This window comes from Kitasatospora sp. NPDC098652, from assembly GCF_044760155.1.
GTDB lineage: Bacteria > Actinomycetota > Actinomycetes > Streptomycetales > Streptomycetaceae > Kitasatospora.
Genome location: NZ_JBIWAQ010000011.1, coordinates 228,786 through 243,906, shown reverse-complemented (window position 1 = coordinate 243,906; position 15,121 = coordinate 228,786). Strand labels below are relative to the sequence as shown.

Genomic DNA, 15,121 nt, shown 5'->3' with positions numbered 1-15,121 from the left:
CGCCCCCCGCTTGTTGCTGAGGCCCGGCTGCCCGGGGCGGGGGGGCACCCCCGCCGCCCCCCCCCCCCCCCCAGCCCGCCCCAGGGGGGGGGGGGGGGCCCGGCCCGCCGGGCCCCGCCCCTCGCACGTTCGTCGGTCGGCCGACCGGCGGGCGGATCAGTCCTCGGCGACCGCGTTCTCCGCGAGGATCGCCCTGAGCCGGGTGGTGCGCGGCTGCGCCGGGCGCTCGGCCACGGCCTGGGCGAGCGCCGGGCCCGCCGCGTGGACCACCGACAGGTGCCGCTCGCCGCGCCCGAAGGCCGTGTAGACCCACTGCCGGGAGAGCGCCGGCCCGGCGTCCTCCGGGACCACGACCACCGCGGCGGGCCAGCGGCGGCCCAGCGCCTGGTGGACGGTCAGCGCCCAGCCGTGCCGCAGCCGGCCGGCCTCCGCGGGCGGGACGGTCCGGCGCGAGCCGTCCGGGAACTCCAGGTGCAGTCCGGCCGCGTCGCCGTCCAGCACCCGGGCCGGGCGGATGACCCCGGGGGCAGGGGACTCCACCACCCGGTCACCCGGGTCGAAGCCGCCGAACCGGCCGGGGCCGGGGTTCAGCCGGGCCTTCGCGGCCGCGTTCAGCGCCCGCGTGCCGGCCGGGCCGCCGTGGCCCGGGGTGAGCAGCACCACCTGCTCGGCGGGGATGCCGAGCGTGCGCGGGATGGAGTCGGTGAGCAGCTGGACGGCGCGGTGCACGGCCTCGCCGCCGTCCTTGGCGGTCAGGATGACCACTTCCTTGTCCGGCGCCTCGACCGGCTGCAGCTCGCCGACGCCGACCCCGGAGACCAGCTCGCCGATCGGGCCGAAGTCCGGGGTGCGGGAGGCGACCGCCGGGCAGGCCTTGGCGGCCAGCAGGTCGGCGAAGAACCTGCCGGGGCCGGCCGACCAGAGTTGGCCCGGATCCCCGCTGAGCACCAGCCGGGTGCCGTCGGCGAGCGACTCCAGGACGGTGGCGGCCAGTTCGACGTCCAGCAGCGGCGCGTCCAGCAGGACCAGGAGGTCCAGTGCGAGCGTGCCGTCGGGCGCGCGGCCGGGGCCGGCCGTACCGGACAGCAGCTCGGCGAGGGTCGTCACCGGCGTCGCGGCGGGGGAGAGGGCGTCGAAGGAGTCCCGGCCCTGGTCGGTCCAGGTGGCGGCCCAGGCCCGCAGTCCGAGCCCCGTGGCGGCGGCGAGCAGCGCGGCCGGCTCGGCCCGGGCCGCCTCACCCCCGGTGTGCAGCACCAGGGCGCTCCCGGCGACAGTCCGGATCAGGGCGGCCGCGGAGGGGGACGGCGCCGCTTCGGCGGCGGCCTCCCAGGCGGCGGGGCCGGGAGCGGCGGGTAGGGGTTCGGCGGGCTCCTCGGAGCCTGCCTCAGACGACGGCTGCTCGCCGTCCTGCCCCTCGCCGTCCTGCTCCTCGGTGTCCTGCTCCTCGGTGTCCTCGCCCGTTACGAAGGTGGCCATCAGCTGGAGCAGCTTCTCGGCGAGGCTGTCCTCGGCCATCGCTGGCCCCTCCAGTGCGAGCAGCATCCGGGTCGGCGGCTCCTCCTCGTCCTCCTCGCCGCCCGCCGTCGGGGCCCCGGGGCCGGTCAGCTCCTCCTGGAACGACAGCAGCCGCCCCTCGGCGACCGCCTCCGCGATCGCGGCGAGCGGGTCCGGGACCCGGAGCCGCTCCAGCCCGGCGACCACGTCCTTCGCGTCCTGGGCCGAGTGCCCGCGCAGCGCCGCCTGCTCCAGCAGCCAGACCACCAGGGCCCGGGCCCGTCGCTCGTCGTCCGGGCCGACCGAGGCTCCGAGCAGGCCGCGGGCGAAGTGGTCCGCGTGTTCGGGGCGCACACTGGGGAGCCCGAGGACCGCCCACGGGTCCTCGCGCAGTAGCTCCGCGGCCTCCTCGCCGAGCGCGGCCACCGCGGCGGCGGCCAGGTCGACGGGGGCGCCACCTTCGGTCAGCACGGCGGCGGTCTCCCGGAGCGCCTCCTCGCTCGGCGCGGCGGGCCGCATCGGCGCGGCGAGCGGGGGAGCGGAAGGCCGGGCGACCGGCGGGGTGGCCGGGGCAGGCGCGGCCGGTTCAGCCGCCGGCTGATCGGCCGGCGCCTCACCGACACCCGGCGCGGACCCCTCGGTCTCGGACCCCTCAGAGGACCCCTGAGTGCCCTCAGACTCCCCGGACTCCCCGGCCCCCTCGGCCCCCAAGGCCTTCGGAGCGGAAGGCCCGAGCCGGTGGGCCCCCGGCCGCGCCTCCTGCTGCTCGATCCGGCGCATCCGCGCCACGATCTCCGCGATCGTCGCCTGGTCGGGCGCGCCCGCGGCCGCAGCCCCCTCCGGAGCGCCGTTGCCCGTGCCACTCATCGTCGTCCGCTCCAAAGCTCACTCCACTGCACGTTCTGCACTGCTCGTTCTGCTCGACCACCGGTTCGGCCGCCGGTCTGACCAACCGGTTCGACCGCCCGGCTCGACCGCCCGGCTCCAGGGCTACAGCTCCGTCCACCCCTGGTCCGGGTAGCGGTGCACCGGCGACGAGATGTCGTCCAGCGCCCCGCGGATCTCACCCGGAAGCGTAAGCGCCTCCACTGACAGTGCCGCCTGGAGCTGCGCCACGGTGCGCGCCCCGATCAGCGCGCTGGCCACCCCGGGCCGGTCCCGGACCCAGGCCAGCGCGACCGCCAGCGGGCTGCTGGCGAGCCCGTCGGCAGCGGTGGCGACGGCGTCCACGATCCGCCGGGAGCGCTCCCCGAGGTAGGGCTGGACGAACCCGGACAGGTAGGGCGAGGCGCCGCGCGAGTCCTGCGGAACGCCGTGCCGGTACTTGCCGGTGAGCACCCCGCGGCCGAGCGGCGAGCCCGCCAGGATGCCGACCCCGGCGTCGAGGGCGGCGGGCAGCGCCTCGCGCTCGATGCCCCGCTGGAGCAGCGAGTACTCCACCTGGGCACCGGCCAGCGGCATCCGGTCGTGGTGGGCGCGCTGCCAGGTGGCGGCCTTGGCGAGCTGCCAGCCGCTGAAGTCGCAGACGGCGGTGTAGCGGGCGCGGCCGGAGGAGACGGCGATGTCGAGGGCGCTGAGGGTCTCCTCGAGGGGCGTGTCGGGGTCGAAGGCGTGGACCTGCCACAGGTCGACGTAGTCGGTGCCGAGCCGGCGCAGCGAGGCGTCCAGGGCGGCGAGCAGGTGGCCGCGGGAGCCGTCGAAGCGGCGGGTGGACTCGGGGACGCTGCCCGCCTTGGTGGCGATGACGAGTTCGGAGCGGGGGACGAGGCTGTCGGTGAGGCGGGAGAGCAGGTACTCGGCCCCGCCGTCGGCGTACACGTCGGCGGTGTCGACCAGGTTGCCGCCGGCGTCGACGAACTCCTTGAGCTGCTCGGCGGCTTCGTGCTCGTCGGTGTCGCGGCCCCAGGTCATGGTGCCGAGACCGAGGCGGGAGACCTGTAGGCCGGTACGGCCGAGGTGACGCTTTTCCATCGGACGGGCCCTCCACTGGCCGGTGGCCCCGGTGGCCCCGGGAGCCCCTGTAAACGCGCAGGTGGGGCGAGTGCTCCCCACGTCGGCTGAGCGTAGCGGCCGGTCCCCGGGCAGGGGCGCAGACCCGCAGAACGATCAATGCGGCAGGTGTGACCCAGACCACCACTACCCGTCAGTAGCATGACCTGCGGGGACGCGGCTACGCTCGCCAGCAGGCCCGCCCGACGTGCTGGCACGCCCCGCCCGACCGGCCACGACGCCCGCCCGACTGGCCACCGGGCCCACCCGACTGGAAGGTTCGGCACATGCGACTCGGCATCAACCTCGGCTACTGGGGACTCGGCATGGACGCCGACAACATCGCGGTGGCCCAGGAGGCGGACCGGCTCGGCTACTCGGTCTGCTGGGCGGCGGAGGCGTACGGCTCGGACGCCGCGACGGTGCTGAGCTTCGTCGCCGCGAAGACCGAGCGGATCGACGTCGGTTCGGCCATCTTCCAGATCCCGGCCCGCACCCCGGCGATGACCGCGATGACCGCCGCGACCCTGGACACCCTCTCCGGCGGCCGCTTCCGGCTCGGCCTCGGCGTCTCCGGCCCGCAGGTCTCCGAGGGCTGGTACGGCGTGAAGTTCGACAAGCCGCTCGCCCGCACCCGCGAGTACGTGGAGATCATCCGCAAGGCGATGTCCCGCGAGCGCCTGGTCCACGAGGGCGAGAACTGGACCCTTCCGCTGCCCGGCGGCCCGGGCAAGCCGATCAAGCTGACCGTGCACCCGGTGCGCGAGCAGATCCCGCTGTACATCGCCGCGATCGGCCCGAAGAACCTGGAGCAGACCGGCGAGATCGCCGACGGCTGGCTCGGCATCTTCTTCGCCCCCGAGCACGCCGCGCTCTCGCTGGACCCGTTGAAGGCCGGGCGCGCCAAGGCCGGAAAGTCCCTGGAGGGCTTCGACCTCTGCCCGACCGTCACCCTCGCGGTCGGCGAGGACATCAAGGCCGGGGTCGACTCCCAGCGCTCCTACGCCGCCCTGTACATCGGCGGCATGGGCAGCAAGGAGAAGAACTTCTACAACCAGCTGACCCGGCGCATGGGTTACGAGCAGGCCGCCGACGAGATCCAGGAGAAGTACCTGGCCAAGGACTACGCGGGCGCCGCGGCCGCCGTCCCGCACGACCTGATCGACGCCACCTCGCTGATCGGCGACACCGCCCGGATCGCCGACCGGATGCAGGCCTACGCCGACGCCGGTGTCACGACGCTGACCCTGGCTCCCTCCGGCTTCACGTTGGACGAGCGGATCCAGGCGCTGCGCACCGGCGTCGAGGCGCTGGAGCGCGCCGGACTGGCCTGATCCTCCGGGTCTGCTCCGCCGGGTGTGATCCGCCGGTGTGCTCCGCGGGCGTGCTCCGCGGGCGTGCTCCGCCGCCTGCGGTCCACCGGGCGGGAGGCGAGCGGCACTTACAGCCAGTCGTGCCGCTTGAACACCCGGTGCAGCACCACGCAGACCAGCGCCATCAGCGACAGCACCGCCGGGTAGCCCCACGGCTGGTGGAGCTCGGGCATGTCGTCGAAGTTCATCCCGTACACGCCCGCGATCATGGTCGGCACGGCGGCCAGCGCCGCCCAGGCCGAGATCTTCCGCATGTCGTTGTTCTGCTGCACGCTCACCTGCGCCAGGTTGGCGCCGAGGATGTCGGACAGCAGCCGGTCCATGCCGTCCACCTGGTCGTTCACCCGGGCCAGGTGGTCGGCGACGTCCCGCAGGTAGGGGGCGGTCTCCGGCTGGACGAAGGGGGCGCCGCGCTCCAGCCGCAGCATCGGTTCCAGCAGCGGGGCGACGGCCCGGCGGACGGTCATCACCTGGCGCTTGTAGCCGTAGATCCGCCCGGCGGTGTCGCGGCCGACCCGGCCGGGGGCGAAGACGTCCGCCTCCAGTTCGTCCAGGTCGGCCTGGAGCGCGGTGGCCACCTCGACGTAGCCGTCCACCACGGTGTCGCAGACCGAGTGCAGCACCGAGCTGGGGCCGTAGCGCAGCAGTTCGGGTTGCTGTTCGAGTCGGGCCCGCAGGCCGCTGAGCGGGGTGTCCTCGCCGTGCCGGACGGTCATCACGAAGTCCGGGCCGAGGAAGACCATCACCTCGCCGCTGGTGACGGTACGGGTGTCGGCGTGGTGGCCGAGGGTCTTGAGGGTGACGAACAGCGAGCCCTGGTAGGCCTCGACCTTGGGGCGCTGGTGGGCGCTGACGGCGTCCTCGACGGCCAGCGGGTGCAGCGCGAACTCCTTGCCGACCCGGTCGAGTTCCTCGGTCGTCGGTTCGAGGAGGCCTATCCAGACGAAGGCTCCCGGCCCGGCCTCGCGGGCGGTGGCGAGCGAGTCGGTCAGGTCCTCGCAGGCCCCGAGCCGGCGGCCGTCCCGGTACGCGGCGCAGTGCACGATCATGTGGGCCATTGTCCCCCGGACGCGCCCGCCGGGCCGGGAGCCGGGCCACCGGGCGCACGTGAGCTCTGCGTGACGGGCCCTGCGCGACGGGCTTTGCGCGGCGACAGCCCCGCGCGACGACGGCCCCGCGCGACGGGCCCCGTCCAGGCACCCCCGACTCCCGACTCCCGGACCGCACCCCACGGCGGAGTCCGGAGGCCGTAGGCTGAGCCCCATGCCCACCCTGTTGCTCGTCCGTCACGGCCGCTCGACCGCGAACACCGCCGGGATCCTGGCCGGTTGGACCCCCGGTGTGGACCTGGACGACACCGGCCGCGCCCAGGCCGCCGCGCTCGCCGACCGGCTGGCCGGGATCCCGCTGGCGCTCGCCGTCAGCAGCCCGCTGGAGCGCTGTCGGCAGACCCTGGAGCCGCTGCTCGCCGCCCGCCCCGAGCTGGGCGCGCCGACCGAGGACGAGCGGCTGGGGGAGTGCCACTACGGCGAGTGGACCGGCCGCCCGCTGGCCGAGCTGGCCAAGGAGCCGCTCTGGCGCACCGTGCAGGACCACGCCTCCGCCGCGGCCTTCCCGGGCGGCGAGTCGCTGCGCGCGCTGAGCCACCGTACGGTCGACGCCGTCCGCGAGTGGAACGCGAGGATCGCCGAGGAGCACGGCGAGGACGCGGTCTGGATCGCCTGCTCGCACGGGGACGTGATCAAGGCGGTGGTGGCCGACGCGCTCGGCCTGCACCTGGACCACTTCCAGCGGATCAGCGTCGAGCCCTGCTCGGTCACCGCCATCCGCTACACCCCGCAGCGGCCCTTCGTCCTCAGAACGGGCGACACCGGCGACCTCGCCTCGCTGGCGCCCCGGCCCTCCACCGCCGCGGCCACCCCGGCCGGTGACGCGGTGGTCGGCGGCACGGTCTGAGCGGTGCCGCTCGCCCCCTCCCCGCCCGCCCCTCCCGCCCGCCCCGCGCACCCGTCCGAACGGCGCGCGACACCGTCCGACCCCGCGGGTGCCACCCCGTCCGCGGCCCCCGGCTCGGCTCCCCGGCCGGGGCCCGGAGGTCGTAGGGTGACTGGTGAGTGCCCAGTAGTCCGACCACCGGCCCAGGTGGACAACCCCGCGATCCCCCTTGGCGGATCCGCACAAACCGACACGATCCGGAGCTAGAGCGTGCCCCGTCAGGTCTTCTTCTACGACCAGCCCGAACGGTTCGTGGCCGGCACCGTCGGCCAGCCCGGCGCCCGGGCGTTCTACCTGCAGGCCAGCGCCCGGGGCCGGATCACCAGCGTGCTGCTGGAGAAGACCCAGGTCGCCGCGCTCGCCGAACGGATCGAGGAGGTCCTGGACGAGGCGCTGCGACGCAGCGGGGGCGACGCCGCCATCCCGGCCGCCGCGCCCAAGGACCTGCTCGACACCGCCCCGCTGGACCTCCCGCTGGAGCAGGAGTTCCGGGTGGGCACGATGGCCCTGGCCTGGGACAGCGTGGACGCCTGCCTGGTGGTCGAGGCCCAGGCGCTGGTGGAGGACGAGGAGGAGGACGGCGAGGAGGCCGCCTTCCAGGACGACGAGAACGGCCCGGACATGCTGCGGGTGCGGCTGTCCGGCGCGATGGCCCGGGTGTTCGCCAAGCGCGCGCTGGACCTGGTCGCGGCCGGCCGCAAGCCCTGCCCGTTCTGCAACCTGCCGCTGGACCCGGAGGGCCACCTGTGCCCGCGCGCGAACGGCTACCGGCGCTGAACACCGAGACCCCGCCGCAGGCCGACCCGGCGGCGGCCGCCGCCCTCGCCGCCGATGTGCCCACCGCCCTCGCGCTGCTGCGCCAAGGCGGGCTGACCGTGCACGGCCGGCTCACCGAGGCCTCCAACGCCGCGCTGTACTGCACCGTCGAGCACGACGGGCTGAGCGCCCAGGCCGTCTACAAGCCGGTGGCGGGCGAGCGCCCGCTGTGGGACTTCCCGGACGGCACCCTGGCCGGCCGCGAGGTCGCCGCGTACGAGCTGTCCGCGGCCACCGGCTGGGAGCTGATCCCGCCGACCGTGCTGCGCGACGGCCCGCACGGGCCGGGCATGGTGCAGCTGTGGGTCGAGCCGGACCCGGAGGCCGAGCCGCTGCTGGCGTTGCAGGACCCGGCCGGCCCGGAGGAGGGCTGGCTGCCGATCGTCCGGGCCGAGGTCGAGGGCGGCCGCACCGCACTGCTGGTGCACCACGACGACCGGCGGCTGCGCCGGCTCGCGGTGCTGGACGCGGTGCTCAACAACGCCGACCGCAAGGGGGGCCACCTGATCCCGGCCGCCGACGGCCGGGTGTACGGCATCGACCACGGCGTCACCTTCAACACCGAGGGCAAGCTGCGCACCCTGCTCTGGGGCTGGGCGGGCGACCCGCTGCCCGCCGAGGCGCTGGAGGTGCTGGCCGGGCTGGCCGAGCAGTTGGAGGGGGCGCTGGCCGAGCGGCTGGCCCCGCACCTGACCGCCGCCGAACTGGACGCCACCCGGGCCCGGGTGGCCGGGCTGCGGGATTCGGGCACGCACCCGCTGCCCTCCGCGGACTGGCCCGCGATCCCCTGGCCGCCGGTGTAGCGCGGGTTCCGCGGCGCGGCGGGGGTTCGGCCCGGGTTACCGGCCGGTGGTCTGGACCTGTCACCGGAACAGGTCGCACACTGCTCCGATGGACGTGCGACGGACCACCCCCACCCCCCGAACCGCACTGGACCTGCCGTTGCACCGCCTGCAGGTCCCACTGCCCCACGTGCTGCCCTTCGCGATCGGCAGTTTCGACGCGATCGGCCCGCTCTCCCGCGCCAACTTCCCCCACCGGCACTCGTTCCACGAGATCGTCATGGTCACCGGCGGCCACGGCGCCCACGTCCTGGACCTGGTCCACCGGGCGCTGGCGCCACCGCAGTTGTGCGTGATCACGCCCGGCCAGGTGCACCACTGGGCGGACGCCGAGGAACTCACCGGCCGGGTCGTCCTGTTCAACGAGGACTTCCTGCTGGGGCACCCGCAGGACCTCGCCGCGCTGCGCGCCCTGGCCGCCCGCCCCGGCATCGCGCTCGGCGAACAGGCCGGCGCCATCGCCCGGTTGCTCGCCGACATGGAGCAGGAGTACCGGACCAGGGCGCCCGGCTACCAGGGCGTGCTACGGGCCAGCCTGCACATCCTGATCGTCCGGGCCCTGCGCGCCTGCGCCCCGGACGACCGGCCCGCGGTGCCCAGCAGGCCGGCCGAACTGGCGGCCGCCTTCACCCGGTTGATCGCCAAGCCGGGCGGGGTGCGGCACTCGGTGGCCTCCACCGCCCAGGAACTCGGGGTCTCCCCGGGGCACTTGCAGACCCTGGTCAAGCAGGCCACCGGCCGCACCCCGGGCGGACTGATCCGCCGGCAGCAGACCCTGGAGGCCAAACGGCTGCTCGCTTGCACCGATCTGACGATTCGTCAGGCCGCCAAGGAGGCCGGCTTCGCGGACCCGGCGTACTTCTGCCGCTTCTTCCGGCGGGAGACCGGGATGACCCCAGGGGAGTTCCGGGCCAGGGTCGACGGAAATCACCACGATCCCCGGATCATGTCCATCGCCGTCGCGCCGGACGGTCCGTAACGTTCCTACTGGCCACCGGCGGCCGGTCCAGCGCGCGGACGGCGGCCGGTTCGGCCCTTGTCATGCCCCCACCATGGCAAGGGCCGCCCCCAGCTCCCCCGCGAAGGATCCACCGGAAGGAGACGGCGCATGCCCCCGTCCGACGGCATGATCAGCCGCAAGACCGTCCTCAAGGCCGCCGCCGCGCTCGGGGCCGCACCGCTGCTCGTCGGCGGCGGGGTCGCCCTGGCCCGCGACAAGGTCGGCGCCGGCCGCATCCCCGGCCTGACCCCCGAGTGCCACGACGGGGACGACCCGACCGTCGAGCAGATCGAGGGTCCGTACTTCAAGCCCGACTCCCCGCTGCGCAGCTCGATGGTGAACGACGGCCCGGGCACCCGGCTGACCGTCAGCGGCTACGTCTTCGGCCGCGCCTGCCGGCCCGTCCCCGGCGTGCTGCTGGACTTCTGGCAGGCCGACGACGGCGGGAACTACGACAACGTCGGCTACACCTTCCGCGGCCACCAGTTCACCGACGCCAACGGCGCGTACCGGCTGGAAACCGTCGTCCCGGGCCTCTACCCGGGCCGCACCCGGCACCTGCACGTCAAGCTCCAGGCCCCCGGCCGCCCGATCCTGACCACCCAGCTGTACTTCCCGGGCGAGCCGCGCAACAACACCGACACCATCTACGACGCCCGGCTGCTGATGAACGTCCAGCGGAACGGCTCCGGCGAGAACGCCACCTTCGACTTCGTGCTGGACGTGCCGCAGACCCCGGGCACCCCGAGCCCGACGGCCACCACCACCCCGACCGGGACCCCGACCGGAGGACCCACCACGCCGCCGAGCGGCAGCTGGGCCGCCGGCCGGGCCTACAACGCGGGCGACCGCGTCACCTACGCCGGCGCCTCCTACCTCTGCCTCCAGGCGCACACCGCCCTGGTGGGCTGGGAGCCGCCGAACGTGCCGGCCCTCTGGCAGCGGTCGTAGCGGCTCCGGCCGCTCCCCCGGGGGAGCCGGGCGCCCGGTCGGCGGCAGGGCCGACCGGGCGCTCACCCGTGTCCGAAAACGATCGGACGGAGTCACCGGTCCGAAACGGAACGCGCGAAGACGGGCCCTGAGCAGTCGAAGGGTGATCGGGCAACGGCAGGAAGCTAATCCAGTCGATCTTCGTTACTGGTTAGGCTTTCAAATGTTCTCAAGGTTAAGGTCGATCCCATGCATGCCTGGCCCGCCTCCGAGGTTCCCGCCCTGCCTGGTCAGGGGCTCCCCCTCCACATCTTCGACACCGCAGCGGGCACGGTCCGCGAGGTCGTGCCGCAGGACGGCACCGCCCGGATCTACGTCTGCGGCATCACCCCCTACGACGCGACCCACATGGGCCACGCCGCCACCTACAACGCCTTCGACCTGGTGCAGCGGGTCTGGAAGGACGCCGGCCACGACGTCCGCTACATCCAGAACGTGACCGACGTGGACGACCCGCTGCTCCAGCGCGCCGTCGAGACCGGCCAGGACTGGGTGGCCCTCGCTGAGCGCGAGACCGCCCTGTTCCGCGAGGACATGACGGCCCTGCGGCTGCTCCCGCCGGCCCACTACGTGGGCGCCGTCGAGTCGATCCCGTGGATCGTCCCGATCGTCCAGAAGCTGCTGGCCTCCGGTGCCGCCTACAGGGTCGACGGGGACATCTACTACTCGGTCGACGCCGACCCGCACTTCGGCGAGGTCTCCGGGCTCACCCGCGAGGCCATGCGCCCGGTCTTCGCCGAGCGCGGCGGCGACCCGGACCGCCCCGGCAAGCGCAACCCGCTGGACGCCCTGCTCTGGCTGGCCGCCCGTCCGGGCGAGCCCGCCTGGGACACCGAGCTCGGCCACGGCCGCCCCGGCTGGCACATCGAGTGCGTGGCCATCGCCCTGCAGTACCTGGGCATGGGCTTCGACATCCAGGGCGGCGGCAGCGACCTGTCCTTCCCGCACCACGAGATGGGCGCCTCGCACGCCCACAGCGCCACCGGCTCCCACCCGTACGCCAAGGCGTACGTGCACGCCGGGATGGTCGCACTGGACGGCCAGAAGATGTCCAAGTCCCGCGGCAACCTGGTCTTCGTCTCGGCCCTGCGCCGCGAGGGCGTCGACCCGGCGGCGATCCGCCTGGCGCTGCTCTCGCACCACTACCGCCAGGACTGGGAGTGGACCAAGGCCGTCCTGGACGAGGCCGTCGAGCGCCTCGCCCGCTGGCGGGCCGCCGTCTCCCGGCCGGACGGCCCGGCCGCCGAGCAGCTGCTCGCCGAGGTCCGCACCGCGCTGGCGAACGACCTGGACGCGCCCGCCGCGCTGGCCGCCGTCGACCGGTGGGCCGCGCAGCAGGAGACGGCGGGTGGCACCGACATCGGCGCGCCCGGCCTGGTGAGCCGCACCGTGGACGCCCTGCTCGGCGTCGCGCTGTGAGGGTGACACCCCCAGAGCGGTGAGGCCCTGGGCGGACGCCCCGAGAGCGATGACGCCCTGAGAACGCCGAAGGGGCGCCGGGACTCGAAGTCCCGGCGCCCCTTCGGCACACCCCGCCCGGGCGGGGCCGACGAGGACTACTCGTCCTCCGCCCCCTCCTGGCTCTCCCGGGTCGTGCCCGGCCCCTCCGGCTCGGCCGGCCGCTCGGCCGTCGCGTGCCCGGACACCGGTTTCTCGCCGGTCGGGCCGACGTTCTCCCGGCGGCGCAGGTAGCGCTCGAACTCGCGCGCGATGGCGTCCCCGGAGGCCTCCGGCAGCTCCGCCGTGTCCTGTGCCTCCTCCAGCTGCTGGACGTACTCGGCGACCTCGCTGTCCTCGGCGGCCAGCTGGTCCACGCCCAGCTGCCAGGCCCGGGCGTCCTCGCCGAGCTCGCCCGGCGGGACGCGCAGGTCCAGCAGGTCCTCCAGCTTGTTGAGCAGCGCCAGCGTGGCCTTGGGGTTGGGCGGCTGCGCCACGTAGTGCGGCACCGCGGCCCACAGCGTCACGGCCGGCACCCCGGCGTGGGTGCACGCCTCCTGGAGCACCCCGACGATCCCGGTCGGGCCCTCGTAGCGGCTCTCCTCCAGGTCCAGCCGGCGGGCCAGGTCCGGATCGGAGGTGACCCCGCTGACCGGCACCGGCCGGCTGTGCGGGGTGTCGCCGAGCAGCGCGCCCAGGATCACCACCAGTTCGACGCCCAGCTCGTGCGCGAAGCCCAGCAGCTCGTTGCAGAACGAGCGCCAGCGCATGCTCGGCTCGATCCCGCGGACCAGCACCACGTCCCTGGTCACCGGCTCGGTCACCCGGACCACCGACAGCCGGGTGGTCGGCCAGGTGATCCGGCGCACGCCGCCGTCCAGCCAGACCGTCGGACGGTTGACCTGGAAGTCGTAGTAGTCCTCGGCGTCCAGGGCGGCGAACACCTTGCCGCCCCAGGTCTCGTCCAGGTGCGCCAGGGCCGCGGAGGCGGCGTCGCCCGCGTCGTTCCACCCCTCGAAGGCGCAGACCATCACCGGGTCGATCAACTCGGGAACATCTTCCAACTCGATCACCCAGCGTCTCCCTCCGGTCGGCGGTCGGACCGGCACCGCCCCGGCCGGCTCGCCGGGGCAACGACGGGCCGGCTGCCGCCTGTCGAACCTCTCGTCTCCCGTGGAACGGCTCGCTCCACGGTCCCTACCTGCCCAGCCTACGGGCTTTGATGCGCATGGCGGCCGGGCACCGGGACAGTCTGGGGGAGTGGGCCGCCCTGATCCAGCGGATATCCGGTCCGCGGCGGCTGACGCGGCGTCAGGCTGCCAGGTGCGGACGCACGGTGCCTGACCGGCGACGCTGCGCCACGGGGGGCGGGCCGGGCGCGGCGGCGCGATGATGGGGCGGGGGCCGGGCGGAAGGGGCCGACCGATGAACCGATGGCTGTGGATCGGCGCAGGTACGGGTGCGGGCGCGGTGGCGTTGGCCGGGGCCGTGCTGCTGGTGGCGGACCGGGCCGGGCGCCGGCTGCCGGTGGAGCACGTCACCGAGGGCGGGCTGGAACTCGCCCAGCCGCCCGGCGCGGTCTGGGAGGTGCTGACCGACATCGACCTCTACCCGGCCTGGCGCCCGGGCCTCACCCACGTCGAACGGCTGCCCGCCGGGGCCGGCGGACGCCCGCGCTGGCGCGAGTACGACCGGCACGGGCACACCACCTACGAGGTGGTGGCGAGCGAGGCCCCGTACCGGCTGGTGACCGGCATCGCCGACCGGGACCTGCCCTACGGCGGCACCTGGACGTACCGCCTCACCCCGGCCGGGTCCGGCTGCTCGCTCACCGTCACCGAGCACGGCGAGGTCCGCAAGCCGCTGTACCGGGCCGTCTCGCACTACCTGTCCGGCGAGGACGCCACCGTGCACCGCTACCTGGGCGCCCTGGCCCACCGGATGGCGGCCTGAGCCCGACGGATCCCAAGCGGGGTCCACCCGGCTTCTACGACGGGTCCACCCAGCCGCGCCGGTACGCCGCCCAGTTCTCCGGCGTCGCGGCGAAGTCCACGTACAGCGCGACCCCGAAGTTGGCCCGCCGCAGGTCCTCCCGGCCCAGGCCCAACCGGACGCCCCGGACGGCCGCCGGGACGGTCTCCGCGTCGCCCCAGTGGCCCCACTTGTCGTCCCAGAAGAACGGCAGGCCGATCAGGAGGTCGACGTCCGGCGGGGTGGCGGCCAGGGCCAGCTCGGTCTGCCGCGCGACGTAGCCGCCGTACAGCGGCTCGGTCGGCATCGAGGTGTCGTAGGTCATCACCGCGACCTGGTCGACCCGGCGGGCGGTCTCCCGGAAGTACGCCCGGTCCCACCACTTGCCGTGGTCGGTGAGCAGGATGCCGGCCGTGTGCAGGCCGGGGACGGGGTCGATCTGGGGGGCCGCCACCGACAGCTTCGCGCCGCGGGCGGCCGTCACCGGGTGGACCAGGTCGAGCAGGGCGAGCCAGCCGGCCGATCCGGGGCGGATCGGCTCCATGTCGAAGTGCACGCCGTCGAAGCCCTGGTCCAGCACCTGGGCCGCGGCCGCGGCGACCCGGCCCCGGGTGGGCGCGTCGTCGAGGTCCATCGCGTCCCGCTCGGGCTTGACCTCGTCGCCCAACCAGCCCTGCAGCCGCACCCCCGGCAGCGCCCGGTGGGCGGCCTCGGTGAACCAGCGGGCCGCCGGGTGGACGGCGGGCGGCAGCGATCCGTCGTGCTCCAGCGGCCCGGTGTGGACGTACAGGTCGCGCACGCCGGTTCCGGCCAGCTGCCGGGCCAGCGCGGCGACGTCGGCGTCGGTCTTGCGGCCGTCCACCCAGGCGTGGCCGAGCCAGACGGCGTCCCGGCCCCGGGTGCGGGCCTCGGCGGCCGGTTCACCCGAGTAGTGCAGCCGGATCGCGATGAACAGCGAGCCCAGCGCGGCGACCGGTACGGCCGCCGCCAGCCCCAGCGCCACCAGGGCGCGCCCCCACCACGGCAGGCCTCTCCAGCGGCGCAGCGGCGCCCCCAGGGCCCGCCCGATCCGCCGTGCGACGTTCCCGAATCGGATCACGCGACTGTTCCCCCCTCGCGGTCGAGCGCTCAGGATACGGAATGCACCCGCAGGCCGGGCCGTGGGCCGGATACCCTGGCCACGTGCGGGCCCGAGCAAGCGGGCTCGCAAAGCC

13 protein-coding genes are annotated in these 15,121 nt (G+C 74.9%); 8 read left to right on the top strand and 5 right to left on the bottom strand.

What is annotated here, in order from left to right; genetic code table 11:
• Positions 1-156 precede the first annotated feature (156 nt).
• On the bottom strand, positions 157-2,013 hold the full coding sequence (locus tag ACIQWA_RS24340) for a helix-hairpin-helix domain-containing protein (protein WP_402485660.1): 1,857 nt from the start codon (positions 2,011-2,013) through the stop codon (positions 157-159).
• 471 nt (positions 2,014-2,484) lie between these two features.
• A complete protein-coding gene (locus ACIQWA_RS24335; protein ID WP_402485657.1) occupies positions 2,485-3,465 on the bottom strand; it encodes an aldo/keto reductase in 981 nt (326 codons plus the stop codon).
• Between the two features lie 305 nt (positions 3,466-3,770).
• Between ACIQWA_RS24335 and ACIQWA_RS24330 the strand changes: the two genes are divergently transcribed.
• The gene (locus ACIQWA_RS24330) at positions 3,771-4,817 is read left to right on the top strand and encodes an LLM class F420-dependent oxidoreductase (protein ID WP_360230357.1); all 1,047 of its coding nucleotides are present in this window, start codon (positions 3,771-3,773) and stop codon (positions 4,815-4,817) included.
• Between the two features lie 107 nt (positions 4,818-4,924).
• Here ACIQWA_RS24330 and ACIQWA_RS24325 read toward each other — a convergent pair whose 3' ends face one another.
• Positions 4,925-5,905, bottom strand: coding sequence for a magnesium and cobalt transport protein CorA (locus ACIQWA_RS24325; protein ID WP_402485653.1), 981 nt, complete (start codon positions 5,903-5,905; stop codon positions 4,925-4,927).
• Positions 5,906-6,119: 214 nt separating this feature from the next.
• Between ACIQWA_RS24325 and ACIQWA_RS24320 the strand changes: the two genes are divergently transcribed.
• From ACIQWA_RS24320 to mshC, 6 genes are all read left to right on the top strand, one after another.
• The gene (locus ACIQWA_RS24320; RefSeq protein ID WP_402485650.1) at positions 6,120-6,812 is read left to right on the top strand and encodes a histidine phosphatase family protein; all 693 of its coding nucleotides are present in this window, start codon (positions 6,120-6,122) and stop codon (positions 6,810-6,812) included.
• A gap of 249 nt (positions 6,813-7,061) precedes the next feature.
• Positions 7,062-7,628 carry a DUF3090 domain-containing protein gene (locus ACIQWA_RS24315; RefSeq protein WP_360230351.1) on the top strand — a complete coding sequence of 189 codons (567 nt, stop codon included), beginning with the start codon at positions 7,062-7,064 and terminating at the stop codon, positions 7,626-7,628.
• Between the two features lie 56 nt (positions 7,629-7,684).
• Positions 7,685-8,470, top strand: coding sequence for an SCO1664 family protein (locus tag ACIQWA_RS24310; protein WP_402485711.1), 786 nt, complete (start codon positions 7,685-7,687; stop codon positions 8,468-8,470).
• A gap of 88 nt (positions 8,471-8,558) precedes the next feature.
• Entirely contained in the window at positions 8,559-9,488 is a 930-nt protein-coding gene (locus ACIQWA_RS24305) for an AraC family transcriptional regulator (protein ID WP_402485647.1), read from the top strand.
• Positions 9,489-9,617: 129 nt separating this feature from the next.
• Complete coding sequence (locus ACIQWA_RS24300; protein ID WP_402485645.1) at positions 9,618-10,460, top strand: carbohydrate-binding protein; 843 nt, start codon at positions 9,618-9,620, stop codon at positions 10,458-10,460.
• A 228-nt stretch (positions 10,461-10,688) separates the two neighbouring features.
• Complete coding sequence (gene mshC / locus ACIQWA_RS24295) at positions 10,689-11,918, top strand: cysteine--1-D-myo-inosityl 2-amino-2-deoxy-alpha-D-glucopyranoside ligase (protein ID WP_402485642.1); 1,230 nt, start codon at positions 10,689-10,691, stop codon at positions 11,916-11,918.
• A gap of 137 nt (positions 11,919-12,055) precedes the next feature.
• Here mshC and ACIQWA_RS24290 read toward each other — a convergent pair whose 3' ends face one another.
• Positions 12,056-13,009, bottom strand: coding sequence for a PAC2 family protein (locus ACIQWA_RS24290; protein WP_360230344.1), 954 nt, complete (start codon positions 13,007-13,009; stop codon positions 12,056-12,058).
• A 352-nt stretch (positions 13,010-13,361) separates the two neighbouring features.
• Between ACIQWA_RS24290 and ACIQWA_RS24285 the strand changes: the two genes are divergently transcribed.
• On the top strand, positions 13,362-13,889 hold the full coding sequence (locus tag ACIQWA_RS24285; RefSeq protein ID WP_402485639.1) for an SRPBCC family protein: 528 nt from the start codon (positions 13,362-13,364) through the stop codon (positions 13,887-13,889).
• Between the two features lie 34 nt (positions 13,890-13,923).
• Here ACIQWA_RS24285 and ACIQWA_RS24280 read toward each other — a convergent pair whose 3' ends face one another.
• Complete coding sequence (locus ACIQWA_RS24280) at positions 13,924-15,006, bottom strand: hypothetical protein (protein ID WP_402485636.1); 1,083 nt, start codon at positions 15,004-15,006, stop codon at positions 13,924-13,926.
• Positions 15,007-15,121 lie beyond the last annotated feature (115 nt).